Origin of the sequence: Bosea sp. Tri-49, assembly GCF_003952665.1 — a bacterium.
Taxonomy (GTDB): domain Bacteria; phylum Pseudomonadota; class Alphaproteobacteria; order Rhizobiales; family Beijerinckiaceae; genus Allobosea.
On sequence record NZ_CP017946.1, the window covers coordinates 2350044 to 2374724 of the forward strand.

A 24681-nucleotide genomic window follows, 5' to 3' on the forward strand; every position below is an offset into this window, starting at 1 on the left:
CACACCGCATGATGCGGCCGTAATCCACGAGGTCAGGGAGGACTGAGGTGGACGCACCCCTCGCTTTGAGTCGCGCGATCGACACTCTCAACCGCAAGATCGGTCAATGGGTCGCATGGCTGATCCTGCTGGCGGTCATCGTCTCGACCGTGAACGCGATCATCCGCAAGCTGTTCAACGTGTCGTCGAACTCCTGGCTCGAACTGCAATGGGTGCTGTTCGGCGCGGTCTTCCTGCTCTGCGCCGCCTGGACGCTGCAGGTGAAGGAGCACATCCGCATCGACATCGTGAACAACCTGCTGCCGAAGCGCGTGCAGCAATGGATCGACCTGATCGGCCATCTCCTGTTCCTGCTGCCGTTCTGCGTGCTGATGATCTACCACTCCGGCCCGTTCTTCATGCGCTCCTACCAGGTCAACGAGCAGTCGCTCTCGGCCGGCGGCCTGCCGCAATGGCCGGCCAAGGGGCTGGTGATCATCGGCTTTTTCCTGCTGCTGCTGCAGGGCATCTCCGAGGTGATCAAGCAGATCGCGATCATGCGCGGAAAGCTCGAAGACGACGAGACGCTGCGCGGCCACGCCGCAGCCGCCGAAGCCGAAGCGCAGCGCCTGCTCGACCAGGCCAGGGCCGAAGGTCTCGCCCCGTGAGCCAAGCCGTTTCCCGGACCCGTTCAATGACCCTCGCCCGCTCTGCCGCGCTGCTGCTCGCGCTCACCGTCGCCGCCTTCCTCAGCCTGCACACCGGCGACGCGCATGCTGCCGGGATCGGCGACTTCCTGCGCGTCAACATGGCGCCGGTGATGTTCGGCGCGCTCGTGCTGTTCCTGCTGCTCGGCTATCCGGTCGCCTTCGCGCTCGCCGCCAACGGCCTGTTCTTCGCGCTGGTCGGCATCGAGCTCGGCATGTTCCAGGAGAACTTCCTGCAGGCGCTGCCGGAACGCATCTACGGCACGATGAACAACGACGTGCTGCTGGCGATCCCGTTCTTCACCTTCATGGGCCTGGTGCTGGAGCGCTCCGGCATGGCGGAGGATCTGCTCGACACGATCGGCCAGCTCTTCGGGCCGATCCGCGGCGGCCTCGCCTATGCGGTGATCTTCGTCGGCGCGCTGCTCGCAGCCACCACCGGCGTCGTCGCGGCCTCCGTCATCTCGATGGGGCTGATCTCACTGCCGATCATGCTGCGCTATGGCTATGACCGGCGGCTTGCCTCGGGCGTGATCGCAGCGTCCGGCACATTGGCGCAGATCATCCCACCCTCGCTCGTCCTGATCGTGCTCGCCGACCAGCTCGGCCGCTCGGTCGGCGACATGTATGAGGGCGCCTTCATCCCCGGCCTGGTGCTGGCCGGGCTATACGCCGGCTATGTCTTCCTGATCACCATCGTGCGCCCCGAGCGCGCGCCCGGCCTGCCCGCGGAAGCACAGACACTACGCGACACCGACGGCGTGACGCGGCGGCGCTCTCTGCTGGTGGTGACAATCCTCGCCTTCGCCGTCGCCATTGCCTACATGAAGTACTTCACCAAGGTCGGCGGCGGCGCGGATTTCGTCATCCTGACGATGTCGATCGCAGTTGCGGTCTCCTTCGTGATCGCGCTGGTCAACAAGTACCTGAAGCTCAACCTGCTCTCGCGCATGACCGAGCAGGTCGTCTTCGTGATGGTGCCGCCGCTGGCGCTGATCTTCCTGGTGCTGGGCACGATCTTCATCGGCGTCGCGACGCCGACCGAGGGCGGCGCGATGGGCGCGGCCGGCGCGATCCTGCTCGCCTGGGGCAAGGGGCGCATGACCTTCAGCCTGCTCCGGCAGGCGACGGAGTCGACCGCGAAGCTCTCGGCCTTCGTGCTGTTCATCCTGGTCGGCGCCCGCGTGTTCTCGCTGACCTTCTACGGCGTCAACGGCCATGTCTGGGTCGAGCATCTGCTCGTCGGACTGCCCGGCGGTGCGACGGGCTTCCTAATCGTCGTCAACGTGCTGGTCTTCCTGCTCGCGTTCTTCCTCGACTTCTTCGAGCTCGCCTTCATCATCGTGCCGCTGCTCGGCCCGGCGGCGGAGAAGCTCGGGATCGACCTGATCTGGTTCGGCGTCATCCTCGGCGTGAACATGCAGACCTCGTTCATGCACCCGCCCTTCGGCTTTGCCCTGTTCTTCCTGCGCTCGGTGGCGCCGAAGAACCCCTATCGCGACAAGGTGACGGGCAAGATGATGGAGCCGGTCACCACCGGGCAGATCTACTGGGGCGCCGTGCCCTTCGTAGTGATCCAGTGCATCATGGTGGCACTCGTCGTGCTCTTCCCGCAGATGGTGATGCACTACAAGAGTTCGGGCATTCAGCTCGACCAGCAGCAGATCAACAAGCAGCTCGACAGCATCACCATTCCAGGGCTCGGCGGCTCCGGCGGACTGCCGGGACTTGATATCAACGCTCCGCCAACACTGAACCTCCAGTAGGCGGTAGCCAGAATGACGAAGCCCCGGATCAGCGATCCGGGGCTTTTCATTCCGCAAGCTGCTGCGAGCGCTCAACTCACCAGCGCTGCCAACCGCTATTCAGGTTGTTGTCGATCCGGCCACGACCACTGATCACGGCGCGCATCTCGCCAATTGAGGTCTGACTGCGCGCTTCACCGTAGACCATCGCATCGGCGGCGGAGCCGTAGCCGCGGCGGCTGGAGGTCTTGCCGAACTCGACGCGAACGCCGCCACCGACACGAACGCAGGCCGAAGAGCCTTCGACCCGAACGAAGCCGGGCCCGTATTCGGGGCAAGGCCGCGTCGCCTGCGCCGGCGCGGGACGAGTTGCGGCCGGCTTGGTCTTGACCGCCCCGCGACCGGGAATGGGCTCGCCGATCGACTGAGCAGCGGCGAGCGCCGGCAGGCCCAGGGTCGCGAGGATGATGACGAATGGCAGCTTCATGAGCGCCCCGATTTGCGATGAGCCTTAACCTAACGCCGTAAGCGTGGCCGGGCTAGGGCAAGTCTTCAGCCGGCCCTGACGCTCTCCGCCAGGATCGGCGCGGTTTCGATCTCGCCGACGCCAGGCACGGCACTCAGCCTGTCAACCAGTTGCGACAGGGCCGCCGCATCCTGCGTCTCCACGATCAGCATCGCGTCGACGGGCCCGGCCAGCGAATAGCAGGCGACGATCTCCGGCCAGTGCCTGAAGCGATCGAGAACGGCTGCGCAGGGGCGCGTGCGAATGCGTAGCGAGAGCATCGCGCGGGTGATGGGCGCCTTCGGCAGGTCGGCGAGACGGACGGTGTAGCCGAGGATGACACCGCAGCGCTCGAGCCGCGCCATCCGTTCCTGGATCGCGGTGCGCGAGAGCCCGGCATCGCGCGCCAGCGCGGTGAAGGAGGCGCGCGCGTCGGCCTGGAGCAGCGCAAGCAGCTTCCGGTCGATGGCGTCGAGCTCACCGTCGTTTCGCAAGCAACATCCCTCCAGAAACCGCCGATCGCAGGCGCCGCCAGCGTCTTGCCTATGGCATGGGCGCCGCGGCCAGTGAAGATTCCGGGCCTCTTCCACCATGGAGAACGGGAATGAGGACGATCAAGCCGCAGGACTTCACCGGCAACCGCGCCTGGGAGGCACTCGACATCGACCGGATCGACGACGCGACGATCCGGCTGCACTGGACCGATCAGCCCTACAAATGGCACGTCAATGACGGGCCGGAGGTCTTCGTCGTGCTCGACGGCGAGGTCGACATGCACACTAGAACCGACGGCATCGAAAGCGTGCAGCGACTGGTTCGCGGCGACATCTTTCATGCGCAGGACGGCGACGCCCATGTCGCCCATCCCGTCGGAGCCGCACGCGTGCTGGTGATCGAGCGCGCCGGCAGCATCTGAGATGAAAAATCCCCGGCCTCGCGGCCGGGGACCCCATAACAAGTTGGCCGGCGGACCGGCAGTCGCCCTCTTCTCAGAGCAGGTTGCCCGCGCGGGCGCGGATCAGGAAGTTGTCGAAGGTGTATTCGGCGATCTGGAACCAGAGATATTCATCGCCGCGGAAGGCCGCCATCGCGTCATAGACCTTCTTGAAGTCGGGGTTCTTGGCGCTGGTCTCGGCATAGACTTCCTTCGAGGCCTTGAGGCAGGCTTCGAGAATCTCCTGCGAGAACGGCCGCAGCTGCGCGCCGCCGCCGACAAGGCGCTTCAGCGCCGCCGGATTGCGGGCGTCGTACTTCGCCTGCATATCGATATTGGCGAGCGCCGCCGCCGTGGTGAGAATGGATTTGTAGGATTTCGGCAGGGCGTCCCATTTCGCCGTGTTGATGAAGAAGTGCAGCGCGGCGCCGCCCTCCCACCATCCGGGGTAGTAGTAGTAGGGCGCGACCTTGTTGAAGCCGAGCTTCTCGTCATCGGCGGGACCGACCCATTCGGCCGCGTCGATCGTGCCCTTCTCCAGCGCCGGGTAGATGTCGCCGCCGCCGATCTGCTGCGGCACGACGCCGAGCTTGCTCATCACCTGACCGGCGAAGCCACCGATGCGCATCTTCAGGCCCTGCAGGTCTGCGACCGTCTTGATCTCCTTGCGGAACCAGCCGCCCATCTGGCAGCCGGTGTTACCGCCTGGCAGCGCGTAGATGTTGTGCTTCTTGTAGAACTCGTTGAGCAGGTCCATGCCGCCGCCATGGTAGAACCAGGCGTTCTGCTGGCGGGCGTTGAGACCGAAGGGCACGGCGGTGCCGAAAGCGAAGGTCGGATCCTTGCCGACATAATAGTAGGAGGCGGTGTGGCACATCTCGACCGTGCCGTTGGTCACCGCATCGGCCGCCTGCAGCGCCGGCACGATCTCGCCGGCGGCGAAGACCTGGATCTGAAACTTGCCGTCAGTCGCCTCGGATACCGCCTTCGCAAGCGCTTCCGAAGCGCCATAGATCGTGTCCAGCGATTTCGGGAACGAGGAGGTGACGCGCCATTTCACCTCCGGCATCGACTGAGCAATGGCCGGCGCAGCAATGACGCTGGCGGCACCGCCGGCACCGGCGACTTTCAGAAACTGACGACGCTTCATTCGGGGCGCTCCTCCCAGAGCTTTTTGAGGCGCGCCGGTCTTTCCGGTTCGCGCGCAAGAGCGCCAGAAAAGGGCATCTGCGATGCGAGCGCAAGCATGACACATAACGCCCATGCAGTTTTCGCATAGGTATTTGGTCTAACCCATCTTGGCATCGGCGCACCGCCCGGCCTTTCCCGGCCGAACAAAAAAGCCCGGCCTCGCGGCCGGGCTTCGTTGCTGTCGCCGTATCTGGCGGTCGATTACTTCGTGGCGCGGTTGCGCACCTGGAAGATGTCGAAGGTGAGCTCCGCCACCTGCCACCAGAGGTACTGATCGCCGCGGAAGGCGGCCATCGCCTCGATCGCCTTCTTGAAGTCGGCGTTCTTGGCCGAGATCTCGGCATAGAGCTCGTTGGAGGCCTTGAGCGAGGCTTCCATCACATCCTGCGGGAACGGACGCAGCTGCGTGCCGGCGCCGACGAGGCGCTTCAGCGCTGCCGGGTTCTGCACGTCGTATTTCGCCGCCATCTGGGTGTTGGCGTAGGTGCAGGCGGCGGTCAGCGCGGCCTGGTAGGCCTTGGGCAGCGAGTTCCACTTCTCCAGGTTGACGAAGGCGTGGACGCAGGGACCACCCTCCCAGAAGCCCGGATAGTAGTAATACGGCGCGACCTTGGCGAAGCCGAGCTTCTCGTCGTCATAGGGGCCGACCCACTCGGCGCCATCGATCGTGCCTTTCTCGAGCGCCGGGTAAATGTCGCCGCCGCCGATCTGCTGCGGCACGAGGCCGAGCTTCTGCAGGACCGAGCCGGCGATGCCGCCGATGCGCATCTTCAGGCCGTTGATGTCGGCGACGCTCTTGATCTCCTTGCGGAACCAGCCGCCCATCTGGGCGCCGGTGTTGCCGCAAGGCAGACCGTAGATGTTGAACTTCTTGTAGAACTCGTTGAACAGCTCGTTGCCGCCGCCTTGGAACAGCCAGGCGTTCTGCTGGCGGGCATTGAGGCCGAAGGGCACGGACGCCGCGATCGCGAAGGTCGGATCCTTGCCGACATAGTAATACGAGACGGTATGAGCCATCTCGACCGTGTTGTTGGTGACCGCGTCGGCCGCCTGCAGGGCAGGCACGATCTCGCCGGCGGCGAAGACCTGGATCTGGAACTTGCCGTCGGTCAGCTCGGAGACCATCTTCGCCATGATTTCGGCGCCGCCATAGATGGTGTCGAGCGACTTCGGGAAGCTCGACGCCAGGCGCCACTTCACCTCGGGATTCGCCTGCGCGACGGCCGGCATGGCGACAGCGGATGCAGCCGCACCGGCACCGGCGACCTGCAGGAATTGACGACGCTTCATATGGGGCATCTCCTCGTTTCGACGTTCATCGCCGCGCCCGGGCAGCAATAGCACCGGCGCGGGCGACATTTATAGGACGACCTTGGTGTGATGCAGCGATGATCGGAAGCGGCGGCCCGGGTTGACCCACGGTTAATCGGCTCGCTTCGAATCTATACTTGCACAAGATTTGCGCAGCACTCCCCAATCGTTGCAAGATCGTCAACTGTCGCAGGCCGCTCGACAATTGCACGCAGAGCATGGCACGGCTGCGCCGGAAGCGCATGAAACTTTTTCCCCACCCGGTCAACCTCTCCCCTAAAGAGGCCCGATGACCAGCGTCCCTGCCCCGATCTGGCTCTATGACGGTGTCTGTGTGCTCTGCTCCGGCGGCGTGCGCTACACCTTGCGGCATGAGCGCGACCACAACATCCGCTTCGTCGCGATCCAATCGCGTGAGGGGCGTGAGTTAGCCCGGACTCAGGGCATCGATCCCGACGAGCCGGACAGCTTCCTCTTCATCGAGGACGGCAAGGCGCTCGCCAAATCCGACGGGGTGCTCGCCCTGACCCAGCACCTGAACGGACCGGCCCGCCTGCTGCTCCTCGGCCGGGCGCTGCCAAAGCGCTGGCGCGACTGGCTCTATGACCGCGTCGCCCGCAACCGCTACCGGCTCTTCGGCAAGAAGGACAGCTGCGAGATCCCGGATCCGGCGACGCGGCACCGCTTCACCTTGCCGGACGGCTCATGAAGCGCGTCGTGCTGATCGGCGCGACCGGCGTCTTCGGCCGGCGGCTGGCGCGCCATCTCTCGCGCATGGACGGCCTCGATCTGGTGCTGACCTCGCGCAGCGCCGACAAGGCCGAAGCCCTGGCGAAGGAGCTGGCGAGCGAGGCGAACGTGCCGGTGAGCGGCATCGCCTTCGACCGCGACAGGGAACTCGTGGCCGCGCTCGCCGCGCTGCAGCCCTGGCTGGTGATCGATGCCTCGGGGCCGTTCCAGCAGCAGGGCTACGAAGTTCCGACGGCGGCGCTCCTGCTCGGCGCCCATGTCGTCGACCTCGCCGATGCGCGCGACTATCTCACCGGTTACGGACTGCAGCTGGATGAGCTCGCGCGGCAGCATGGCCTCGTCGCGCTAGCCGGCGCGAGCTCGACGCCGGCGCTCTCGGCCGCGGCGGCACGGGAACTCAGCGAAGGCTGGCAGCGGCTCGATACGGTCGACATCGCGATCACGCCGGGCGGACGCAGCGAGGTCGGACCAGCAGTCATCGCTGCCGTTCTCAGCTATGCCGGCAAGCCGGTACCGATCTGGCGCGAAGGCGAATTGCAGACGACGCCCGGCTGGGAGACCGGAGAAGTCATCGACATGCCGGGCCTGGGCCTGCGGCGGGTCGCACCGGTCGAGACCGTCGATGCCGAGACGCTCGGTACCGGCCTCGCCGTTCATTCCCGCGTGAGCTTCTCCGCCGGGCTTGAAGCCGGCATCGAACAATGGGGGCTGGCGCTGCTCGGCTGGCTGCGCCGCCGTGGCTGGGTCGCCGATCTCGCGCCGCTGGTGCCTTATCTCGTCAGGGCGCGCCGGATCACCCGCCTCTGGACTTCAGATCGCGGCGGCATGCGGGTCGCGATCTCCGGCATCGACGCCAAGGGGCGGCCGCGCCGAGCCTATTGGTCGCTACTGGCGGAGAATGATGACGGCCCACAAGTGCCGACGCTCGCAGCCGCGGCAGCGGTGCGTGCCCTGCTCGCTGATGGCATCGCGCCCAGCGCTCGCTCGGCGGCCGAAGCGTTGGACCTCGCCATGATCGAGGCCGAGATGGCGCCTTATGTGATCAGCACCAGCCAGGACGAGTGCGGCGCCGGCCCTGCCCTGTTCGAGACCGTATTCGGGGCAGAAGCGTACTCCGGCATGCCGGCAGCGATCCGCGCCTTCCACTCCGTCAATGCAGAACCGGTCTGGCGAGGCCGGGCTGACGTCGCGCGCGGCGAGGGGGCGATGATCGGCCTGCTCTGCCGGTGCTTCGGCCTGCCCGCCGCCGGCACCGAACTGCCCGTGACGGTCAGCGTCGCGCGCGGCGATTCGTTCGATGACAGCTCGGAAACCTGGACCCGCAACTTCGCTGGCCAGCGCTTCAGTTCGCACCTGAGCATGGATCGCGGCGAACTCCGCGAGGCCTTCGGACCGTTCTCGTTCACGCTGGCTGCCGAGGCGAGCCCGGATGGCCTTGCGCTGCCGATCGCGGCCTGGCGCGTCTTCGGCCTGCCGCTGCCGCGCTTCCTGATGCCATCAGCCGAGGCGCGCGAGATGGTTGACGCGGAGGGCCGCTTCCGCTTCGACGTGCGGCTCTCTTTGCCCTTCTTCGGCCTGCTGGCGCATTATCGCGGCTGGCTCAAACCTCGGGGACCAAGCGATGGATCAGGATAAGCTGGCAAAACTCAAGGCGCGCTATGCCGGGGCGAGCGGCGCCGACATCCATGATCCACGCTTCGCCAAGGTCGCGGCGGGGCAGTTCCAGGGCGATCGGCGCAAATGGCCGTTCTCGGATGTCGCGACCTTCATCAGCGCCCCCTATCGGCCGGATGCGCTGGGCAAGCCCGATCTCGGCGGGCTCGACGTCGCGATCATCGGCCTGCCGATGGATCTCGGCGTCACCAACCGGGCCGGCACGCGGCTCGGCCCCCGCGCGGTGCGCTCCGTCGAGCGCATGGGACCGATGGACCATGTCAACGGCACCGCGCCCTTCAGCATGGTCAAGGCGGCCGATATCGGCGACGTGCCGTTCCGCTCGCGCTATTCGCTGGAGAGCTGCCATGAGGACATCGAGGCAACCTTCAAGCAGATCGTGAAGGCTGGCGTCTCGACGCTCGCAGTCGGCGGCGACCATTCGATCACCTATCCGATCCTCAAGGCGGTTGGCGAAAAGCGCCCGGTCGGCATGGTCCATATCGACGCGCATTGCGACACGTCCGGGCCCTATGAGGGCTCGAAATTCCACCATGGCGGCCCCTTCCGCCAAGCGGTGCTCGACGGCGTGCTCGATCCTGAGCGCGTCATCCAGATCGGCATCCGCGGCGGCGCCGAATATCTCTGGGAGTTCTCCTATGAGTCCGGCATGACCGTGATCCATGCCGACGAGGTCGACCGGATGGGCCTAGACGCCGTCATCGCCAAGGCGCTCGCCGTGATCGGCGACGGACCCACCTATGTCTCCTTCGACGTCGATTCGCTCGATCCGGCCTTCGCGCCCGGCACCGGCACGCCGGAGGTCGGCGGCCTGACCCCGCGCGAGGCGCTCGCCATCCTGCGCGGCCTGAAAGGGCGTAACATCGTCGCCGCCGACGTGGTCGAGGTCGCGCCGCAATACGACGCAACCAGCAACACCGCGCAATGCGCGGCGCAGGTGCTGTTCCTCGAGCTCTGCCTGATCGCCGAGGCCCGTGCCGCCGGCAAGGGCAGGCCGTGAAGCGCAAGGCGCTCCAGCTCGACGCGATCGATCGCCAGATCATCGCGATCCTGCGGGCGGAGGGCCGGATCACCAACCAGGCCTTGTCGGAACGGGTCGGGCTCTCGGCCCGGCCCTGCCTGGAGCGGATGCGCCGGCTCGAAGCCTCCGGGCTGATCGCCGGCTATGGCGCGCGGCTCTCGCCCGAGCTCGCCGGCCACGCCATCATCGCCTTCGCCCAGATCTCGCTGCGCGACCATTCGGTCGGCCGGCGCGAGCGAGTCGAGAAGGTGCTGCGCGCCTGTCCGGACGTGGTCGAACTCCTGGTGATCAGCGGTGATGCCGACTATCTCGCGCGCATCGTCGCCAATTCGCTCGCCGCCTATGAGGAGCTGACCGGCGCCTGGCTCGCCGACAACCAGCTCGGCATCGCCCGGATCGCGACCACTTTCGCGCTCAAGGCGCTGAAGGATTTCGAGGGCTATCCGCTACTCGAAGACTAGGCCGGCATCACAGCGGCAGCAGCGCGTCGGGCTTCACATCGCCGATCGAGGCGTAGCTGTGCGTTTCCCTCACTCCGGGAAGCGGCAGGATGACCCGCTGCAGGAATTCCTGGAACGTCGCCATGTCGGCGATCCGGGCTTTGACCAGATAGTCGAAACCGCCGATCACCATGTGGCATTCGACGATTTCGGGAGCCTTCGCGACAGCCTCGGCAAAACGGTCGAAGACATGCGGGGCGGTGTGATCGAGCCTGACCTCGATGAAGACCAGCGTGCCGCGCCCGATCTTCGAGGGCTCGAGCACGGCGCGGACCGCGCGGATGAAGCCCTCGCTGAACAGGCGCTTGATCCGCTGCGACGCCCCCGTCGGCGACAGCCCGACGCGTTGGGCGAGATCGAGCACGGTGCGTCGGCCATCTTCCTGCAACAGCCCGAGCAGCAGCCGGTCGACGCGGTCAAGGTCGCTCATTTCGAATTCACACTTTGATGGGTTATTGCGCGTGATAATCACGCAAGACGAGCGAAATCAGCATATTTCATCACACCAGATCGCCGCAATACCGTCTGAAGGGCACTCACCGCCAGGACGACCAAAGGCGATCGACATCATGGACAGCATACATCCTGCATCGAGCAATCACACGAAGGGTGAGGTCACGATTCTTTCGCTGAGTGAAGCGGACGTCAGAAACTGTATCGACCTGCGCAAGCTGCTGGACGCGCTGGCGGAGGGCTTCAAGGCCCTTGCCGACGGGCGCGTCGTCATTCCAGCGCGACCACAGCTCGATATTCCGGATGCAGGCTATTCGCTGGCGATGCCGGCCTGGATGGCGGGCATGCATCTGACGGTAAAACTGGTCAACGTCTTCGAAGGCAACATTGCCCGGGGCATCCCGAGCCATCTCGCGACGATCCATCTCTTCGATCCGGAGACGGGAATGCCCGTCTGCATCATGGACGGCACCTACATCACGGCCGTCCGCACCTCCGGCTCGGCGGTCCTCTCGGTGCGGGAGCTCGCCAGGCCCAATGCCAGGATCGCGACCGTGGTGGGCGCCGGCGTCCAAGCCAGCCAGCACCTCAACCTGCTGCCGCTCGTTCGCGATTTCGCGGAGATTCGGGTGTTCTCGAAGAACCTCGCCGATGCGCAGGCGCTGGCTTCACGTCACCCCGGCGTCACCGCCGTTGCGGATATCGAGACCGCGGTGCGCTCTTCGGATGTGGTCTGCCTCGCGACACACTCCTATGTCCCCGCGATATCCGCCGACTGGGTTCAACCGGGAACGCATGTGTCCTCGGTCGGCGTCGCGCCGCCCGGCGGCGAGCTGCCGATCGATCTGATCGCGCGCGGCAGCCTCTTCGTCGAGGCGCGGGAGGCCTTCGCGCCGACACCGGTAGGCTGCTGCGAACTGGCCGGTATCGACCCCGAGTCCGGCACCGACCTTGGCGTGATGCTGCTGGGGCGGCGGCCGGGACGGACATCGGAACGGCAGATCACCATGTACAAGGCCATGGGCGTCGCCATGGAAGACATGGTGGCAGCCGATCTCGCCTATCGCGAAGCCAGACGGCAGGGTGTGGGCCGGACTGTCTTGCTTTAAAGCCCTTACGACTTGACAGGAGCCATGCACCATCAGCATGGCTCTTCTGCTCGCGCCGAGTTGAGCGAGCGGAAGCTTGCGATTCACGCATGACATGGGCCATATGTTGCAGCGCAGCGCGCATGTCTGCGCGACAACATAAAACAATCCATCCGGACCATCGTCATGAGCCTCTCGAGCACGGGAGACGCCTTCGCGCGCCCTGCCCGCTCCACCACCGCGCCGCGTGTCGGCCTTGTCCTGCTCGCTTTGGCGATGGGCGGCTTCGCCATCGGCACGGCCGAGTTCGCGGTGATGAGCCTGCTGCCCTATTTCTCGGCCGGGCTCGGTGTCGACGAGCCGACGGCCGGGCATGTGATCAGCGCCTACGCGGCCGGCGTCGTCGTCGGCGCCCCGATCATCGCGGTGCTGGCGACCAAGCTCTCGCGCCGCACCTTGCTGATCGCGCTGATGGCGGCGTTCGCGCTCGGCAACGGACTTTCCGCACTCGCCCCCAGCTATGGCTGGATGCTCCTGTTCCGCTTCCTCAGCGGGCTGCCGCACGGCGCCTATTTCGGCGTCGCGGCGCTGGTCGCGGCCTCGCTGGTGCCGGCGAACCGGCGGGCACTCGCCGTGGCGAGGGTGATGCTCGGGCTGACGATCGCAACAATCCTCGGCGTACCGCTGGCGAACTGGCTTGGCCTGGTGCTCGGCTGGCGCTGGGGTTTTGGCGTCGTCACGGCGCTGGCGCTGACCACCGTGGTCCTGATCGCATTGTTCGCGCCGAAGGATCGGCCGCAACCCGGCGCCAGCGCCTTGCGCGAGCTCGGCGCGCTGCGCCATCGGCAGGTCTGGCTGACGCTCGCCATCGGCGCGGTCGGCTTCGGCGGTTTGTTCGCCGTCTATACCTATCTCGCCTCGACCTTGATCGAGGTGACGCAGGTCGCACCTTCGATGGTGCCAGTCGTGCTGGCGGTCTTCGGGCTCGGCCTGACCTTCGGCACGCTCGCAGCCGCCTGGCTGGCCGATCGGATGCCGATGGCCTCGATCGCTATCATCCTGATCTGGACCGCCGGCTCGCTGGCGCTCTTTCCCTTCGCCGCCGGCAATATCTGGGCGATCTCGGCCGTCGCCTTCATGATCGGCTGCGGCGGCGGGCTCGGTACGCCCTTGCAGACCCGGCTGATGGATGTCGCGCAGGACGCACAGACACTGGCGGCGGCGCTGAATCACAGCGCCTTCAACACCGCCAATGCGCTCGGCCCCTGGTTCGGCGGCATGGCGATCGCCGCCGGCTATGGCTGGACCTCGACCGGCTGGGTCGGCGCTGGCCTGGCGCTCGCGGGCCTGGCGATCTGGCTGGTGACGCTGTGGGATGCGAGGGGCGGGCAACGGGCAGCCGTCGCCAGCGTCTGACTCAGCGCGGCGTCGGCGCCGCGATCAGCCGCATCGCGACCGGAATCGCGGCCTGGCCGGCCTCGAGCTGGTCGGTCAGCACATGGAACCAGTTGAAGCCGAGATAGAGTGCGAGCCTGGCCTCGACCTCCTCGGCCGGGATATCGCCGCGCGCCACTGCAGCAGCGAAAAGGCCGCGGACATCCCGCAAGCGCTCAGGCAGGAATTTCTCGCGCAGCGCTGCAAGCGCCTCGGGATCGCTTTGCGCCTCGGCCAGCAGCGCACGGAAGGTGCGCCCCGACGGGGTGCCGCACCAGAAACTCCATAGCGCGATGGTGTGATCGACGAGGTCCCGCGCGAGATCGTCCGTTGGCACTGCCCGGATGATCGCCTTCTCGGCGGCATAGACTTCCATCAGCAGATCGGCGCGGTTCTTCCACCAGCGATAGATCGTCGGCTTGCCAGCCCCGGCGCGTCGCGAGACCGCGTCGATCGAGAAGCCGGCATAGCCCTCCTCCGCCAGCACGGCGCGTGCTGCGGCGAGGATCGCCGCTTGTGAGGCCGGATTGCGCTTCGCCCCGATCGAAGCGCGGCGCGGCGGTATTGCGGCTTTCGTGGCCTTCATGATCGCCTCCCTTCGGCTCGCCCCTGCGACAGCCCTTTCGGCACGCGCTGGCAGGCCTGTCCATTGCAAGCACGATCTTGCAGCAGGCGCCTTGATATCGAAACGATCCGTATCTATCAATTACAACGAAACGGAACGTTCCGTTATGGAGATGATCATGCCCCTGACTACCCCGGTTCGCTTTCTCGCCCATCTGCGCTTCCTGGGAACGCTGATGATCGGCGCCTATCTGCTGATCAACGCCCTGCTGCTGGCTCTGACTCCGCTGACCGGCGGCTGGCCGATCTGGTCCGTCACCGCCCTCGCCGTCCCGCCCATGGTGCTCGGCATGGTCTATCTGGTGATGCCTTTGGCGCGCCGCGCCATGGCCACCCCCGCGCGCCCGTTGGCAGCTTCCGGCGATGAGGCACGCTCGTGATGGCCGGCCTCCTCTCCACCTCGCTGCTGGCCGGCGCGATCGCGCTCCTTGTCTGCCAGCCGGCTGTCGCCGGCGATGTTGCCGCCGCGGCCTCGAAGACAGGAAACTTCATGACCACCGCAACTCTCGCTGCCCAACCCGTTGCCACGGCCGTCAGCGCGTTCTTGCCGGCCGGCCATATCGAGATTGCCCGGGGCCCCGTCACGGTCGACGGCGAGCGGGCCGAGCTTGTCCGCTATCGGCGGAGCGATGGCCGCAACGCTGCCCTCGGCGGCGAGCATTTCAGCACGGTCATAGCCGAGAACGGCCGCCTGAAAGGCTTTACTCGCATGGACCTCGACCTGGTCGGCGGCCAGCTCCCCTCGCGGAAGGAAACGCAAGCCATCGCCATGGACTTCCTGCGTGCGGCGGCGCCCGATCTGCTGCCGGCGCTTGAGATCAGCTGGATCGAGCCGCATGACGAACCGCTTCGCGCCACCCGCAACGGGAGGACCGAAGACCTGACGCTCACCGGCATGAAGGTGAAGATGCGCAACAAGGCCGATGGGCGCTGGATGTGGGTCATCGTCGGAACCGACCGAAAGGTCCTGGTGTTCGAGCGCGATATCGTCTGGGTGACGTTCCCCGGCCACCGCAAGACCGAAAAATGGCTGCACGATGCCTGGCTCGCCGAGAACGGCGTCAGCCTGCTCTGAGCCATATCGGTATACGGCAACACTACTCAGCGCCGCCCGAATCTGTCGCAAACTCGACAGATTCGGCTGCAGGAGCCGGCGCTTCCAGCCGACTCCGTCGCTTGAGCGCGCCTACCCTCGAAGAAACGAGGGAGAACCGCCATGAACGCGATCGTGCTCGAACGGGAAGTCTGCGCGCAGAACTACGCGCCCCTGCCGATCATGCTCTCCCATGGCGAAGGCGTCTGGCTCACCGATGTCGCCGGCGTCCGGCGCCTCGACATGATGAGCGGCTATTCCGCCGTCAGCCTCGGCCATGGCCACCCGCGCATCCTCAAGGTGCTGAACGAGCAGGCCAGGCGCCTCGCCGTGACCAGCCGTGCCTTCCATACCGAGCCGCTCGGCCCGTTCCTGGCCAAGCTCTGCGCCGTCGCCGGGCAGGAGATGGCGCTGCCGATGAACACCGGCGCCGAAGCGGTCGAGACCGCGATCAAGGCTGCCAGGCGCTGGGGCCACAAGGTCAAGGGCATCGCCGACGGCAGGGCGCAGATCATCGTCGCCGACAACAACTTCCACGGCCGCACCACGACGATCGTCGGCTTCTCCACGGATGAGAGCTACCGCGATGGCTTCGGCCCGTTCGCGCCGGGCTTCGTCAGCGTGCCCTTCGGCGACGCGGCCGCGATGGAAGCAGCGATCACGCCGAACACCGCCGCGATCCTGATCGAGCCGATCCAGGGCGAGGCCGGCATCGTGCTGCCGCCGGACGGCTATCTCAGGGCGCTGCGCGCTCTCTGCGACCGGCACAATGTCCTCCTGATCCTCGACGAGATCCAGTCCGGCCTCGGCCGCACCGGCTACTGGTTCGCCCATCAGCATGAGGGCGTGAAGCCAGACGGGCTGATCGTCGGCAAGGCGCTGGGCGGCGGGGTTTATCCCGTCTCCGCCTTCCTGGCCTCGCGCGCGGTGATGCAGCTGTTCGGGCCGGGCTCGCATGGCTCGACCTTCGGCGGCAACGCGCTCGCAGCGGCGATCGGCTTCGAGGCGCTGGCGGTGATCGAGGACGAGAAGCTGGTCGAGCGCTCGGCCGAGCTCGGCGCCTATATGAAACAGCGCCTCGTGGCGATGACGATCGGCCTCGCCAGCGAAGTGCGCGGACGCGGCCTCTGGATCGGCGTCGAGATCGCATCCGGCGCGGGAAGCGCCAAGGAGATCGTCGCCCGCCTCGCCGATGCCGGCGTACTGACCAAGGAAACGCATGAGCACACCATCCGCTTCGCACCGCCACTGACGATCAGCCGGCAGGAGCTGGATTGGGGGCTGGAGCGCTGCGAAAACGTCTTCACCTCGCTGGCACGCTGAGCCCGGCGACAAAATACGTGTGCGGCCGCCCTGGCGTGATGCGAGAAAAATCCTCTCCGCCGCGCGATTTCAACAAATAAAACAGCGGCTTGCGTTGCGCCATCTTTGTGCGGACACGCTCAGAAAAGCTGCAAGAGCCTACTTGCGGCCCGCCCCGATGATCGCACAAGCTGTCGCGCACAAGCCGATGCGGGAACTCGAAACGCCCGGTTGGCCAAACCCAAGGGGAGGTCCCATGAAAGGTTTCGCAAAGTTCTTCGCAGCCGCAGCGCTCACCGTTGCCGGCGCCACCGGGGCGCTCGCCCAGGCCAAGGAATGGAAGGAAGTCCGGATCGGCACCGAGGGGGCTTATCCGCCCTACAACAACCTGAACGCCAAGAAGGAGCTGGAAGGCTTCGAGATCGATTACGGCAACCTTCTCTGCGAGAAGATGAAGGTGAAGTGCAGCTGGGTGGTGCAGGATTGGGACGGCATCATCCCGGCGCTGCAGGCCAACAAATACGACATCATCCTCGCCGGCATGAACGCCACCGAGGAACGCAAGAAGCAGGTCGACTTCACCTCGGTCTACAGCAAGACGCCGATCTGGATGATCGGCCCCAAGACCACTGCCTCGGCCGACATCTCGCCCGCGACCTTGAAGGGCAAGTCGATCGGCGCGCAGGGCTCGACCATCCACGCCAACTACGTCGAGAAGTTCTACAAGGACTCGACGGCGCGCCTCTATCCGACCCAGGAAGAGGCCAATCTCGACCTGCTCAACGGCCGTCTCGACTATATCGTCGCCGACGCGCTGGCCCTCGCCGATTTCCTCAAGGGACAGGGCAAGGATTGCTGCAAGCGGATCGCCGAGGTGACGCGTGACGATGCGATCCATGGTGCCGGCGTCGCCGGCGCCATCCGCAAGGCGGACACTGCGCTGAAGGATCTGGTCAACAAGGCGATCGCCGAGACCGTCGCCGACGGTTCTCTGAAGAAGCTCGAGGCCAAGTGGTTCAAGTACGAGTGATCCAGGCCTGCTGACGCCCACCCGCCGGCGTTCCACGCCGGCGGGCTTTTATCCCTCGCGCGCCGGCCCTCCCCATGTTCGATAAACTCGCTCTGCTCGGCTTCGGCCCCGGCGGCTGGGGATGGGCCCTGCTGCAAGGCGCGGCCAACACCATCTCAGTCGCGCTCGCGACCCTGCCCTTCGGCCTGGCGCTCGGCCTCATCATCGCGCTGTGGAAGCGCTCGGACAGCGTGCTGCTGCGCGCGCTGGCGACTGTCTACACCACTGTCTTCCGCGGCGTGCCCGAGCTGCTCACGCTCTACATCATCTATTTCGGCATCCAGGTGCTGGTGCAGAAGGTCTGGACCGGCTTCTCGATCCCGCCCTTCGTCGCCGGCATGGTGGCGCTCGGCATGGTGCTCGCCGCCTTCTCCAGTGAGGTCTGGGTCGGCGCGCTGAACTCGATCCAGAAGGGCCAGCGCGAGGCCGCCTCGGCGCTCGGCCTATCGAAGGCGCAGGCCTTCCGGCTCGTCGTCTTTCCGCAATTGATCCGCGTCGCGCTGCCGGGCCTCGGCAACAACTGGATGGTGCTGCTGAAGGAGACTTCTCTGATCTCGGTGATCACGCTGCAGGACATCATGTTCATCGCGACGCGCGCCAATGTCGTAACCAAGGAGCCGTTCCTGTTCTTCGGCACCGCGATGATGCTCTACTTCTTCTTCTCGCTGGTTTCCGCCTGGGGCATCGGCAAGCTCGAGCAGCGCACCAATCGCGGCTTTGCCGCCTTCGGCGGAGCGACGCGATGACCTGGTGCGAATATCCCGGCTACCTGATCGGCAGCGAGGCCCTGCAGAACTATGGCTGCCGCATGGCGAGCGGCCTGTTGCTCACCTTCGAGCTGGTGGTGCTCTCGGTCGCGTTCGGCTTCGTGCTCGCGATCGGCCTCGCCATCGCCCGGCTCTACGGGCCGCGCTGGGCGCAGATTGCGATCAACGGCTACACCACCTTCTTCCGTGGAACTCCGCTGCTCTGCCAGCTCTTCCTGGTCTATTACGGCTTCGGCCAGTTCCGCCTGTTCTGGCAGGATATCGGCCTGTGGTGGTTCTTTCGCGAGCCGTTCTACTGCGCGCTCTTCACCTTCACGATCAACACCGCCGCCTACCAGGCCGAGATTCTGCGCGGCGCGATCCAGTCTATCCCGCGCGGCCAGTTCGAAGGCGCGCTCGCGCTCGGCCTGCATCGCTGGGCGACCTTGCGCCGCGTGATCCTGCCGCAAGCGATGATCCTGGCGCTGCGCCCGCTCGGCAACGAATTGATCGTGATGATCAAGGCGAGCGCTATCGCCTCGCTGGTGACGCTGTTCGACCTGATGGGCGCGACCCGCCTCGCCTTCGCCCGCTCCTTCGACCTGTCAATCTATCTCTATGCGGCGCTGATCTACCTCGTGCTCACCGAAATCATCCGGCGGGTCTGGGACCGGATCGAGCTCAGGCTGACGCGGCACATGGCGCTGCGCTGAGCGCGCTCAGCCCGGCAAGGTCAGGACCAGCGGACCGTTGGCGGTCGCGACCACGGTGTGCTCGTACTGGACCGTCGGCGCACTCGGCTCGGCATAGAGCGTCCAGCGATCGTCCCCTTCGTGCTCGGCCCAATCGGCTCCCAGCGACAGGAATGGCTCAACGGTGAAGACGAGCCCTTTCTGCATGACGCGCCGCTCGGAGCGCTCGGGCCAGGTGGCGATCTCCTTCGGCTCCTCGTGGAGCGAGCGCCCGATGCCGTGGCTGGCGAGATTGCGGACCAACGTATAGCCGTTCTTCTGCGCGAACCGGCCGACAGCCTCGCCAATGCCGGCGATCGGCTTGCCGGCCCCGACCTGGCCGAGCCCGGCCCAGAGCGCGCGCTTGCCGTCGCGGCACAGCCGCTCGATGCGGCGATCGACCGGCAGCACCGTGAAGGAGGCTCCGGTGTCGGAGAAATAGCCAGCCTTCTCGGCGGAGACGTCAATGTTCACAAGATCGCCGGCAGCGATCCGGCGCTCGCCCGGAATGCCGTGCGCAACCTCCTCGTTGATGCTGATGCAGGTAGCGCCAGGGAAGCCGTAGACGGTCTCGGGGGCCGACCGTGCGCCCTGCCTTTCGAGCATTTCCCGGCCGATCGCGTCGAGCTCGGCCGTGGTCATGCCCGGCTCGAGGGCCCGCCCCATGGCGGCCAGCGTATCGGCGACAATACGACCGATATCGCGCAGGGCCTGCAGTTCTTCGTCATTGGTGATGGTCATGCCCGGTTCCTGACGGATTTCGGCTAGGGCGGCAAGCCAGGGCGCGGCAGACTGCCCATGCATGATCTCTGCGGAATCGCGATCGCTGCTATCGCGCCTGCATCGCTTCCCTCGCCCTCCCCGGCGCGCTAAAGCCGCAATGACCTTTCGGACGATTGCAGCGGAGCACCTCATGGCCAAAGTCGCTTTCCTCGGTCTCGGCGTGATGGGCTATCCCATGGCCGGCCACCTCAAGGCCAAGGGCCATGAGGTCACCGTCTACAACCGCTCGCCGGAGAAGGCGCAGAAATGGGTGGCACAGCATGCCGGCGTCTATGCGCCGACGCCGGCGCAGGCCGCCGAGAGCCAGGAGATCGTGTTCGCTTGCGTCGGCAATGACGACGACCTTCGCTCGGTGACGACTGGCGAGAACGGCGCCTTCGCCGCAATGGGCAAGGGCACGGTCTTCGTCGACCACACCACCGCCTCGGCCAATGTCGCGCGCGAGCTCGACACCGCGGCGAAGGCGGCCGGCTTCGGCTTCGTCGACGCGCCGGTCTCCGGCGGTCAGGCCGGCGCCGAGAACGGCGTTCTGACCGTGATGTGCGGCGGTGATCCGGAGGCCTACGCCAAGGTCGAGCCCGTGATTGCCAGCTTCGCACGCATGTGCCGGCTGATGGGACCCGCCGGCTCCGGCCAGCTCACCAAGATGGTCAACCAGATCTGCATCGCCGGCCTGGTCCAGGGCCTCTCCGAGGGCGTCCACTTCGCCAAGCGCGCCGGCCTCGATGTCGAGGCGATGCTGGAGGTGATCTCGAAGGGCGCCGCCGGCTCCTGGCAGATGGAGAACCGCGGCAAGACGATGAATGCCGACAAGTTCGATTTCGGCTTCGCCGTCGACTGGATGCGCAAGGATCTCGGCATCGTGCTCGACGAGGCCCGCAACAACGGTGCCCGCCTGCCGGTGACCGCGCTGGTCGACCAGTTCTATGCCGATGTGCAGAAGCTCGGCGGCGGGCGCTGGGACACGTCGAGCCTGTTGAAGCGGCTGGAGCCGTAAGGGCTCAGCCCACCAGCCGCGCCACCTCGGCCCGCAGCACCGGCACCAGCTCCGCCTCGAACCAGGGGTGGTTCCTGAGCCAGCCATTGTTGCGCCAGGACGGATGCGGCAGCGGCAGGATGCGCGGCTTGCGCTCCTGCGCGAAGGTGGCGCGCCAATCGGCGACGGTCGCCGTCAGATTGGCCGCCGCCTTCGGCCCGAGATGCCAGGCTTGCGCGTAGCGGCCGATCACAAGCACGAGCTCGATCTGCGGCAGCGCCGCGAGCACGCGCTCGCGCCAGGCCGGCGCGCATTCGCGGCGTGGCGGCAGATCACCGCCCTTGAAGTCGAGCCCGGGGAAGCAATGCCCCATCGGCACGATCGCGACACGCGAGGCGTCATAGAAGCGGGCATGATCCAGGCCAAGCCAGTCACGCAGGCGGTCGCCGGAGCGGTCGGTGAAGGGCCTGCCACTGGCATGGACGCGCGTGCCCGGCGCCTGGCTCGCGATCAGCAGGCGGGCGCTCGCCTCAGCCTGGATCACGGGTCTCGGCTCATGCGGCAGGCGCGGAAGATAGACCGGCTCGTCCCGGCAGATCCGGCAAGCACGCAATTCGGCGAGGACGTCGTCGAGCACTTCCGATGAGCCTGCCACCTGCCCGCTCATCGTGCGGCCAACCGCTCCCGGCCCGGGCGCTGCGAGATCAGCCCGTCGCAATGCCAGGCTGGAACCCTGTCGGCATGCTTCTCGGGATCGCCGGGCTGAATGGCGAAGGCCCCGACGATGCCGCCGCTGACGACACTGCGGGGGACATAGAGCGTGCCGCTGCGCTCGACGGTGAAGCAATGGGTCTGGCGCGTCTCGATCGGGCCATAATAGTAGCAGATCGCATCCTTCGTCGTGATCCAGCAGGCATCGCGGTTCGGCGTTTCCCGATCGCGGTTGTAGCCGCTTACCCGCCCATCCTCGTGATGGTACTCGCTGAAGGTCCCGCCGGTGCTGTAGCGGCCGGTCACCGTATTGCCTTCGACGAGCTCGCGCAGCTGCTCGCCGGTCAGCCGCTCGACGGCGAGCGCTTCGCTCCCCCAGATCGAGAGCCCGAGAAGCAGCGCCAGCGCGAACAGCCTCACCGCGAGGCGACCCGCGGCGACATCGCAGGTGGCGGTGCATTCGAGATCAGCCCATCGCAATGCCAGGACGGCGCCTTGTCGCTATGCTTCTCGGGATCGCCCGGCTGGATGGTGGCGATGCCGTTGATGCGGCCGGTCCGATAGGTCTTCAGCACATAGAGCGTGCCGCTGCGCTCGACGGCAAAGCAATAGGTCCGGCGTGTCTCGTGCGGGCCGTAATAATAGCAGACAGCATCGTCCGTCGTCGTCCAGCAGGCATCGGTGTTGGTCACGTGCCGATTGTGTCCGGTCGCGCGGCCGTCCTGGTGATGATACTCGCTGAACGGCAGGCCGTTATTGTAGCGACCGGCGACCGTATTGCCCTCGAAGAGCTGGCGGATCTCCTGGCCGGTCAGCCGCTCGACCGCAGTAGCACTCGTCGCGCAGGCGCAGAACGCCAGCAGCATGAAGCGCGCCGCTATCGGCCAAGCCTTCATCACCGCGCCGCCACCCGCCGCGACATCGGAAGCTGCGGACCGCGCGAGATCAGCCCGTCACAGTACCAGGGCTTGCCGCCGTCGGTATGGTTGCGCGGATTGGCAAGCTCGATGGTGGCGACGGCGTTGATCCGGCCATCGCCGACATTGCGCAGGATGTAGAGACGCTCCGTCAATTCAACCGTGAAGCAATGCGTCGTCCGCTCCTCCGGCGGGCCGTAATAATAGCAGACGGCGTCGCCCTTGGTGATCCAGCAGGCATCGCGATTCTCCTGCCAGCCATTATTGCCGAGCGCCCGCCCGTCGGGGTCGTGATATTCGGTGAAGAAGCCGCCGCCGGTGTAGCGGCCGCTGACCGTGTTGCCGGTGAAGGCCTGGTTGATCTGCTCGCCCGTCAGCTTCTCCGCCGCCATAGCGGCAAGCGGCAGCATGAAAGCGAGCAGGACCGCCAGCAGGCGCATCGTTCAAGCCTTCCAGCTCGGGCGGGCCGAGATTTCGCCATGCCAGCGGCGAATGTTGGCGAAGTCTTCCGGCAGCGGAATGCGCGAGGGCTTCATGAAGTCGATGGCGATGCCGGCGGTGATGTCAGCCACCGTCAGCTCGTCGCCGCAGATGAAGCGGTTGGCACCAAGCTGCAGGTCGAGCAGCACCAGGTGATCGTCGATCAGCTCACGATTGGCCTCAGCCCATTCCGGGACCTGGTCTTCGAGCTCGGCCATGGCGGGATGGCTGTGGCGGAACACCGCCGAAACCGCCGTGAACAGCCCGAGCTCGATGCGCCGATTCCACATCTCGATCAGCGCGGCTTCCTTCGGCGCGGCGCCGAACAAAGGCGGCGCCGGATGCAGGCTCTCGATATAGCGGCAGATCGCGATCGTCTCAGCGAGCGCCGTACCATCCTCGAGCAACAAGACCGGGAGACGCTGCGACGGATTGATACGCGTGAATTCCGGCGTCCGGTGCTCCTTCTTGCCGATGTCGATCGGCACGAGCTCGGGCAGGGTCACGCCCTTCTCGGCGAAGAAGATGCGGACCCGCCGCGGATTGGGCGCACGCCCGCCGTCATAGAGCTTCATGCCCTCGCCTTTCGCCGTCCCGAGACATGGCGGTTTCACGGTGCCGCCGCGGCCCTGTCAAGAGTTCACCCGCAAAGACGGCGGCAAGACGACACTGACGAGCGTCGACAGGAACAAACCGCCCTCGCCTGCGATTACCGTTCCGCAGGGGGAACCCACATGCCACAGGATTGGAGCTTCGTCGTCTGGATCGTCATCCTCGCCATTCCGGTGGGGCTGATGCTCGCGACCTTCTGGTCACGTTCGCGCGAACCTGGCGCGGCACGCCTCGACGGGCCGCGCAAGGATGATCCGCGCGAGTCCATGTGAACAGCGCCGCGACTAGTCAGCCCGGTGCGAGCAGGATCAAGGCGAGCGGCACTGCAACCGCCGCCAGGACGGTCTGCAGTGCGCAGATGCCAGCCATCAGGGGCGCATCGCCGCCGAGCTGGCGCGCCATCACATAGGACGAGGAGGCGGTCGGCAACGCCTGGAACAGAATGGCGAGCGTCGCGGCCTGGCCGCCAAGGCCAAAGCCCTTCAACGCGGCATAGGTCGCGAGCGGCATCAGCACGAACTTTACGAAGGAAGCAACCAGTGCCGGCTTGAGGCCGCGACCCAGCGCGCCCCAGTCGAGCGCCGCGCCGACGCAGAGCAGGCCGATCGGAAGCGAGGCCTGGCCGAGGGCCTTGAGGCAGCCCTCTACGCCGGGCGGCAGACCAAGGCCGCTGAGCTGGATGGCGATGCCGAGCACGCAGGACATCAGCAGCGGATTGAGCGCAAGGCTCCGGAGAATACCGCGCAAGGTCGGCTGCGCCGAGCCCCAGCGGGCGAAGACCAGGACGCAGAGGACGTTCACGGTCGGCACGATCGCCGCATTCGCCACAGCAGCGAGCGGCAAGGCCGACGACCCCAGCATGCTACCGGCCGCACTCAGGCCGACATAGTTGTTGAAGCGGATGCCGCCCTGGAAGACCGAGGTGAAAGCGGCATCGCTGTAGCCGAGCCAGCGCTTCGCCAGCACGAGCGCCGCCGCGATGGCGATGATCGCGGCCATCAGCGTCAAGGCCAGTTCGGCAACGGGAAGGCCTCTGAGATCGGCCATCGCCAAGGCATGCATGAAGAGAGCCGGCAGCAGGACGTAGTAGCTCAAGCGCTCGGCCTGCGGCCAGAACGCATCCGGCAGGAAGCGTAGGCGACGCATGGCGTGGCCGAGCGCGATCAACAGGGCGATCGGCGCCAGAGCGAGCAGGATGGCGCCGATCATGCCGGCAGCTCCAATCGGCAGGCGGACGATGGCGTCATGCGGCAGCGAATCCGGCGAGAGGGTAGGAAGGAGACGATCCTTCTTTAGATTGAGGCCATCGAAGACGAAAATGCCAAAGCCATCGGCGGCATTGACG

Annotated in this window: 30 protein-coding genes; 17 read left to right on the forward strand and 13 right to left on the reverse strand. The window is 66.2% G+C overall.

Annotated features, from left to right (window positions below):
• Positions 1 to 47 precede the first annotated feature (47 nt).
• On the forward strand, positions 48 to 647 hold the full coding sequence (locus tag BLM15_RS11630) for a TRAP transporter small permease subunit (RefSeq protein ID WP_126112902.1): 600 nt from the start codon (positions 48 to 50) through the stop codon (positions 645 to 647).
• Between the two features lie 140 nt (positions 648 to 787).
• Positions 788 to 2452: a TRAP transporter large permease gene (locus BLM15_RS11635; protein WP_442859456.1), complete on the forward strand. Its 1665-nt coding sequence runs from the start codon at positions 788 to 790 to the stop codon at positions 2450 to 2452.
• A 76-nt stretch (positions 2453 to 2528) separates the two neighbouring features.
• On the opposite strand, the gene BLM15_RS11640 is transcribed toward BLM15_RS11635, so the two are convergent.
• A complete protein-coding gene (locus tag BLM15_RS11640) occupies positions 2529 to 2918 on the reverse strand; it encodes a porin family protein (RefSeq protein WP_126112903.1) in 390 nt (129 codons plus the stop codon).
• Positions 2919 to 2983: 65 nt separating this feature from the next.
• Positions 2984 to 3430, reverse strand: coding sequence for an Lrp/AsnC family transcriptional regulator (locus BLM15_RS11645; protein ID WP_164547485.1), 447 nt, complete (start codon positions 3428 to 3430; stop codon positions 2984 to 2986).
• 110 nt (positions 3431 to 3540) lie between these two features.
• On the opposite strand from BLM15_RS11645, the gene BLM15_RS11650 reads away from it, so the two are divergent.
• A complete protein-coding gene (locus BLM15_RS11650; protein WP_126112905.1) occupies positions 3541 to 3852 on the forward strand; it encodes a cupin domain-containing protein in 312 nt (103 codons plus the stop codon).
• A gap of 73 nt (positions 3853 to 3925) precedes the next feature.
• Here BLM15_RS11650 and BLM15_RS11655 read toward each other — a convergent pair whose 3' ends face one another.
• Together BLM15_RS11655 and BLM15_RS11660 are read right to left on the reverse strand one after the other, a co-directional pair.
• Positions 3926 to 5020, reverse strand: coding sequence for a TRAP transporter substrate-binding protein (locus BLM15_RS11655; RefSeq protein WP_126112906.1), 1095 nt, complete (start codon positions 5018 to 5020; stop codon positions 3926 to 3928).
• A 242-nt stretch (positions 5021 to 5262) separates the two neighbouring features.
• Positions 5263 to 6351, reverse strand: coding sequence for a TRAP transporter substrate-binding protein (locus BLM15_RS11660; protein ID WP_126112907.1), 1089 nt, complete (start codon positions 6349 to 6351; stop codon positions 5263 to 5265).
• A gap of 310 nt (positions 6352 to 6661) precedes the next feature.
• Between BLM15_RS11660 and BLM15_RS11665 the strand changes: the two genes are divergently transcribed.
• Genes BLM15_RS11665 through BLM15_RS11680 form a run of 4 tightly spaced genes read left to right on the forward strand, consistent with a single transcriptional unit; the run spans position 6662 to position 10278 of the window.
• Positions 6662 to 7081, forward strand: a complete 420-nt coding sequence (locus BLM15_RS11665) for a thiol-disulfide oxidoreductase DCC family protein (protein WP_126112908.1) — start codon at positions 6662 to 6664, stop codon at positions 7079 to 7081.
• The gene (locus tag BLM15_RS11670) at positions 7078 to 8757 is read left to right on the forward strand and encodes an SDR family oxidoreductase (RefSeq protein WP_126112909.1); all 1680 of its coding nucleotides are present in this window, start codon (positions 7078 to 7080) and stop codon (positions 8755 to 8757) included. Before BLM15_RS11665 ends, BLM15_RS11670 begins: the two co-directional genes overlap by 4 nt.
• Positions 8744 to 9796 carry an agmatinase gene (speB, locus tag BLM15_RS11675; RefSeq protein ID WP_126112910.1) on the forward strand — a complete coding sequence of 351 codons (1053 nt, stop codon included), beginning with the start codon at positions 8744 to 8746 and terminating at the stop codon, positions 9794 to 9796. Before BLM15_RS11670 ends, speB begins: the two co-directional genes overlap by 14 nt.
• Complete coding sequence (locus BLM15_RS11680; RefSeq protein WP_164547486.1) at positions 9793 to 10278, forward strand: Lrp/AsnC family transcriptional regulator; 486 nt, start codon at positions 9793 to 9795, stop codon at positions 10276 to 10278. Before speB ends, BLM15_RS11680 begins: the two co-directional genes overlap by 4 nt.
• 7 nt (positions 10279 to 10285) lie before the next feature.
• On the opposite strand, the gene BLM15_RS11685 is transcribed toward BLM15_RS11680, so the two are convergent.
• Positions 10286 to 10747 (reverse strand): Lrp/AsnC family transcriptional regulator, encoded by a 462-nt coding sequence (locus BLM15_RS11685; protein WP_126112912.1) that lies wholly within the window; start codon positions 10745 to 10747, stop codon positions 10286 to 10288.
• 31 nt (positions 10748 to 10778) lie between these two features.
• Here BLM15_RS11685 and BLM15_RS11690 point away from each other — a divergent pair, with 31 nt between their 5' ends.
• Positions 10779 to 11879: an ornithine cyclodeaminase family protein gene (locus BLM15_RS11690; RefSeq protein WP_236846736.1), complete on the forward strand. Its 1101-nt coding sequence runs from the start codon at positions 10779 to 10781 to the stop codon at positions 11877 to 11879.
• Between the two features lie 165 nt (positions 11880 to 12044).
• A complete protein-coding gene (locus BLM15_RS11695) occupies positions 12045 to 13274 on the forward strand; it encodes an MFS transporter (RefSeq protein ID WP_126112913.1) in 1230 nt (409 codons plus the stop codon).
• A gap of 1 nt (position 13275) precedes the next feature.
• On the opposite strand, the gene BLM15_RS11700 is transcribed toward BLM15_RS11695, so the two are convergent.
• Positions 13276 to 13878, reverse strand: coding sequence for a TetR/AcrR family transcriptional regulator (locus BLM15_RS11700; RefSeq protein WP_126112914.1), 603 nt, complete (start codon positions 13876 to 13878; stop codon positions 13276 to 13278).
• Positions 13879 to 14035: 157 nt separating this feature from the next.
• Here BLM15_RS11700 and BLM15_RS11705 point away from each other — a divergent pair, with 157 nt between their 5' ends.
• The 6 genes from BLM15_RS11705 (at position 14036) to BLM15_RS11730 (ending at position 18839) form a co-directional block, all read left to right on the forward strand.
• Positions 14036 to 14296 (forward strand): hypothetical protein, encoded by a 261-nt coding sequence (locus BLM15_RS11705; protein WP_126112915.1) that lies wholly within the window; start codon positions 14036 to 14038, stop codon positions 14294 to 14296.
• The gene (locus BLM15_RS31625; RefSeq protein WP_206438630.1) at positions 14293 to 14991 is read left to right on the forward strand and encodes a hypothetical protein; all 699 of its coding nucleotides are present in this window, start codon (positions 14293 to 14295) and stop codon (positions 14989 to 14991) included. Before BLM15_RS11705 ends, BLM15_RS31625 begins: the two co-directional genes overlap by 4 nt.
• A 141-nt stretch (positions 14992 to 15132) precedes the next feature.
• Positions 15133 to 16332 carry an ornithine--oxo-acid transaminase gene (gene rocD / locus BLM15_RS11715; RefSeq protein WP_126112916.1) on the forward strand — a complete coding sequence of 400 codons (1200 nt, stop codon included), beginning with the start codon at positions 15133 to 15135 and terminating at the stop codon, positions 16330 to 16332.
• 235 nt (positions 16333 to 16567) lie between these two features.
• Positions 16568 to 17341, forward strand: coding sequence for a transporter substrate-binding domain-containing protein (locus BLM15_RS11720; protein ID WP_126112917.1), 774 nt, complete (start codon positions 16568 to 16570; stop codon positions 17339 to 17341).
• 74 nt (positions 17342 to 17415) lie between these two features.
• Complete coding sequence (locus tag BLM15_RS11725) at positions 17416 to 18126, forward strand: ABC transporter permease (RefSeq protein WP_126112918.1); 711 nt, start codon at positions 17416 to 17418, stop codon at positions 18124 to 18126.
• Entirely contained in the window at positions 18123 to 18839 is a 717-nt protein-coding gene (locus tag BLM15_RS11730; protein WP_126112919.1) for an ABC transporter permease, read from the forward strand. The genes BLM15_RS11725 and BLM15_RS11730 overlap by 4 nt, the downstream gene beginning before the upstream one ends.
• A gap of 6 nt (positions 18840 to 18845) precedes the next feature.
• On the opposite strand, the gene map is transcribed toward BLM15_RS11730, so the two are convergent.
• On the reverse strand, positions 18846 to 19598 hold the full coding sequence (gene map / locus BLM15_RS11735) for a type I methionyl aminopeptidase (protein ID WP_126112920.1): 753 nt from the start codon (positions 19596 to 19598) through the stop codon (positions 18846 to 18848).
• Between the two features lie 172 nt (positions 19599 to 19770).
• On the opposite strand from map, the gene BLM15_RS11740 reads away from it, so the two are divergent.
• Complete coding sequence (locus BLM15_RS11740) at positions 19771 to 20637, forward strand: NAD(P)-dependent oxidoreductase (RefSeq protein ID WP_126112921.1); 867 nt, start codon at positions 19771 to 19773, stop codon at positions 20635 to 20637.
• A gap of 4 nt (positions 20638 to 20641) precedes the next feature.
• Here the strand turns inward: BLM15_RS11740 and BLM15_RS11745 are convergent, their stop codons facing one another.
• From BLM15_RS11745 to BLM15_RS11765, 5 genes are read right to left on the reverse strand one after another with little or no spacing between them, the layout of a single operon-like run.
• Entirely contained in the window at positions 20642 to 21283 is a 642-nt protein-coding gene (locus tag BLM15_RS11745) for a uracil-DNA glycosylase family protein (protein ID WP_126112922.1), read from the reverse strand.
• Positions 21280 to 21747, reverse strand: a complete 468-nt coding sequence (locus BLM15_RS11750) for a hypothetical protein (protein ID WP_126112923.1) — start codon at positions 21745 to 21747, stop codon at positions 21280 to 21282. The genes BLM15_RS11745 and BLM15_RS11750 overlap by 4 nt, the downstream gene beginning before the upstream one ends.
• Entirely contained in the window at positions 21744 to 22223 is a 480-nt protein-coding gene (locus BLM15_RS11755) for a hypothetical protein (RefSeq protein ID WP_126112924.1), read from the reverse strand. Before BLM15_RS11755 ends, BLM15_RS11750 begins: the two co-directional genes overlap by 4 nt.
• Positions 22223 to 22684: a hypothetical protein gene (locus BLM15_RS11760; protein WP_126112925.1), complete on the reverse strand. Its 462-nt coding sequence runs from the start codon at positions 22682 to 22684 to the stop codon at positions 22223 to 22225. The genes BLM15_RS11755 and BLM15_RS11760 overlap by 1 nt, the downstream gene beginning before the upstream one ends.
• Positions 22685 to 22687: 3 nt before the next feature.
• Positions 22688 to 23299: a glutathione S-transferase family protein gene (locus BLM15_RS11765; RefSeq protein ID WP_126112926.1), complete on the reverse strand. Its 612-nt coding sequence runs from the start codon at positions 23297 to 23299 to the stop codon at positions 22688 to 22690.
• Positions 23300 to 23458: 159 nt separating this feature from the next.
• Here BLM15_RS11765 and BLM15_RS31355 point away from each other — a divergent pair, with 159 nt between their 5' ends.
• Positions 23459 to 23608, forward strand: a complete 150-nt coding sequence (locus BLM15_RS31355) for a hypothetical protein (RefSeq protein WP_164547487.1) — start codon at positions 23459 to 23461, stop codon at positions 23606 to 23608.
• 16 nt (positions 23609 to 23624) lie between these two features.
• Here the strand turns inward: BLM15_RS31355 and BLM15_RS11770 are convergent, their stop codons facing one another.
• On the reverse strand, positions 23625 to 24545 hold the full coding sequence (locus tag BLM15_RS11770; protein WP_126112927.1) for an AEC family transporter: 921 nt from the start codon (positions 24543 to 24545) through the stop codon (positions 23625 to 23627).
• Positions 24546 to 24681: the final 136 nt, after the last annotated feature.

What these genes read in the sequence shown, in the direction of transcription:
- BLM15_RS11765 (WP_126112926.1), bottom strand. Translation starts at nt 23,299, where the DNA reads ATGAAGCTCTATGACGGCGGGCGTGCGCCCAATCCGCGGCGGGTCCGC.
- BLM15_RS11770 (WP_126112927.1), bottom strand. Translation starts at nt 24,545, where the DNA reads ATGATCGGCGCCATCCTGCTCGCTCTGGCGCCGATCGCCCTGTTGATC.
- BLM15_RS31355 (WP_164547487.1), top strand. Translation starts at nt 23,459, where the DNA reads ATGCCACAGGATTGGAGCTTCGTCGTCTGGATCGTCATCCTCGCCATT.
- BLM15_RS11725 (WP_126112918.1), top strand. Translation starts at nt 17,416, where the DNA reads ATGTTCGATAAACTCGCTCTGCTCGGCTTCGGCCCCGGCGGCTGGGGA.
- BLM15_RS11655 (WP_126112906.1), bottom strand. Translation starts at nt 5,020, where the DNA reads ATGAAGCGTCGTCAGTTTCTGAAAGTCGCCGGTGCCGGCGGTGCCGCC.
- map (WP_126112920.1), bottom strand. Translation starts at nt 19,598, where the DNA reads ATGACCATCACCAATGACGAAGAACTGCAGGCCCTGCGCGATATCGGT.
- BLM15_RS11700 (WP_126112914.1), bottom strand. Translation starts at nt 13,878, where the DNA reads ATGAAGGCCACGAAAGCCGCAATACCGCCGCGCCGCGCTTCGATCGGG.
- rocD (WP_126112916.1), top strand. Translation starts at nt 15,133, where the DNA reads ATGAACGCGATCGTGCTCGAACGGGAAGTCTGCGCGCAGAACTACGCG.
- BLM15_RS11745 (WP_126112922.1), bottom strand. Translation starts at nt 21,283, where the DNA reads ATGAGCGGGCAGGTGGCAGGCTCATCGGAAGTGCTCGACGACGTCCTC.
- BLM15_RS11695 (WP_126112913.1), top strand. Translation starts at nt 12,045, where the DNA reads ATGAGCCTCTCGAGCACGGGAGACGCCTTCGCGCGCCCTGCCCGCTCC.
- BLM15_RS11755 (WP_126112924.1), bottom strand. Translation starts at nt 22,223, where the DNA reads ATGAAGGCTTGGCCGATAGCGGCGCGCTTCATGCTGCTGGCGTTCTGC.
- BLM15_RS11730 (WP_126112919.1), top strand. Translation starts at nt 18,123, where the DNA reads ATGACCTGGTGCGAATATCCCGGCTACCTGATCGGCAGCGAGGCCCTG.
- BLM15_RS11665 (WP_126112908.1), top strand. Translation starts at nt 6,662, where the DNA reads ATGACCAGCGTCCCTGCCCCGATCTGGCTCTATGACGGTGTCTGTGTG.
- BLM15_RS11760 (WP_126112925.1), bottom strand. Translation starts at nt 22,684, where the DNA reads ATGCGCCTGCTGGCGGTCCTGCTCGCTTTCATGCTGCCGCTTGCCGCT.
- BLM15_RS11685 (WP_126112912.1), bottom strand. Translation starts at nt 10,747, where the DNA reads ATGAGCGACCTTGACCGCGTCGACCGGCTGCTGCTCGGGCTGTTGCAG.
- BLM15_RS11640 (WP_126112903.1), bottom strand. Translation starts at nt 2,918, where the DNA reads ATGAAGCTGCCATTCGTCATCATCCTCGCGACCCTGGGCCTGCCGGCG.
- speB (WP_126112910.1), top strand. Translation starts at nt 8,744, where the DNA reads ATGGATCAGGATAAGCTGGCAAAACTCAAGGCGCGCTATGCCGGGGCG.
- BLM15_RS11660 (WP_126112907.1), bottom strand. Translation starts at nt 6,351, where the DNA reads ATGAAGCGTCGTCAATTCCTGCAGGTCGCCGGTGCCGGTGCGGCTGCA.
- BLM15_RS11740 (WP_126112921.1), top strand. Translation starts at nt 19,771, where the DNA reads ATGGCCAAAGTCGCTTTCCTCGGTCTCGGCGTGATGGGCTATCCCATG.
- BLM15_RS11705 (WP_126112915.1), top strand. Translation starts at nt 14,036, where the DNA reads ATGCCCCTGACTACCCCGGTTCGCTTTCTCGCCCATCTGCGCTTCCTG.
- BLM15_RS11635 (WP_442859456.1), top strand. Translation starts at nt 788, where the DNA reads ATGGCGCCGGTGATGTTCGGCGCGCTCGTGCTGTTCCTGCTGCTCGGC.
- BLM15_RS11670 (WP_126112909.1), top strand. Translation starts at nt 7,078, where the DNA reads ATGAAGCGCGTCGTGCTGATCGGCGCGACCGGCGTCTTCGGCCGGCGG.
- BLM15_RS11720 (WP_126112917.1), top strand. Translation starts at nt 16,568, where the DNA reads ATGAAAGGTTTCGCAAAGTTCTTCGCAGCCGCAGCGCTCACCGTTGCC.
- BLM15_RS11650 (WP_126112905.1), top strand. Translation starts at nt 3,541, where the DNA reads ATGAGGACGATCAAGCCGCAGGACTTCACCGGCAACCGCGCCTGGGAG.